Source organism: Chromobacterium sp. S0633 (assembly GCF_024158805.1).
GTDB lineage: Bacteria > Pseudomonadota > Gammaproteobacteria > Burkholderiales > Chromobacteriaceae > Chromobacterium.
The window spans coordinates 1-1,165 of sequence record NZ_JAMZGH010000114.1 but is presented as its reverse complement, the minus strand read 5'-3'; the positions used below and the strand labels follow the sequence as shown (position 1 = coordinate 1,165).

Sequence of the window (1,165 nt, the reverse complement as noted above, 5' to 3'; positions counted from 1 at the left end):
CCGCGCCGTCGTCGGTGCTGGCGTCGTCGACGATGATGATCTCGTGCGGCGCCTTTTCCTGCGCCGCCAGCGAGGCGATGGTCTCGCCGATGTAGGCGCGTTTGTTGTACAGCGGAATAATGACGGAATGCCGCATGAAGCCCCCTGTGCGCGAAACCGGTTCAGGCCGTCGCGGCGGCGGAGTACAGCTTGCCGCGGCGCTGGTGCAGATTGATGATCAACTCGTCCGAGCCGCGAAACACGCCGGGGCCGTAGCTTTCCGCGTCGCGGCACAGCTGCATGCCCACCAGCCGGATGCGCTGCCGGCTTTCCGGGTCCACGAACTCGCTTTGCTCGATGTAGTCCTGGAACATGTATTGCGGCCATTGCCCCAGCACCAGTTCGCGCCAGGCGGTTTCGCCGCAGGCGGAGCGCACCAGCGAGCCCAGGCCGCGGCCGCCGCTGCTGGGTTTGGCGATGAAGTCGCCGGCGCGCGCCAGCAGGGCCTCGGCCTCGTCCCGCGAGGCCGGCGCGAAGGAGGGGATCAGAAAGGGGCGCAAGGCCGCGTAATCGTCGGCGTCCAGGCAGTCCCGCATGATGTCCTCGCGATTCAGGACCGCCAGCACCCGCTTGTCGTGCACCAGGATCAGCGTGCGGATGTCGTTGAAATACGCGCCGCCGTCCAGCAGTTGGTCCAGCACCCGGTCCGGCAGCAGCGGCAGCTCGCTGCGATCCATTTCCAGGATGCAGCGGTTCACCGTCCGGCCGTCCAGCCGCAGCTTGCCGTCGCGGACGCTGAGCGCCTCCGGCCGGGCGGACAGAAAGTGGACGCCGTCGCGGCGCAGCGTTTCCGCCAGCAGGAAAATCTCGGTGCCGGGTTCGCGGGCGTGCGTCAGCGCCACCACGCAGCCGGGCGGATGCCATTGACGCAGGGTTTGCAAGAAGGCGTCGTCTCCGGCCGGCTGACCCAGCCAGCGGCTGATCATCCAGCCGTTCATCGGGTAGCGCGCGCCCACCTCGCAAATGCGCGGCTGGCCATGGCGGTCGTAGATGAAGTCCGGACGGTAGAAGCCCACGCGGTAAGGCCGGCCGTGCGCGCGCCGCAGCAGCGCTTCCATGGCCTTGGGCAGCTGATAGAGCGCCCGGATGCGGGGGTCCAGAAAGTAGCGGCCGACGATGGCGCGGA

General features: G+C 68.3%; 2 protein-coding genes. Both read right to left on the bottom strand.

The window, feature by feature from the left end; all coding sequences use genetic code 11:
- Window positions 1–136: glycosyltransferase family 2 protein (locus NK214_RS25195; protein WP_371926316.1), on the bottom strand; the 136-nt coding region annotated here is incomplete at its 3' end.
- Window positions 137–161: 25 nt separating this feature from the next.
- Window positions 162–1,165 (bottom strand): hypothetical protein (locus NK214_RS24840; RefSeq protein WP_253315798.1); only part of this gene is annotated, 1,004 nt, incomplete at its 5' end.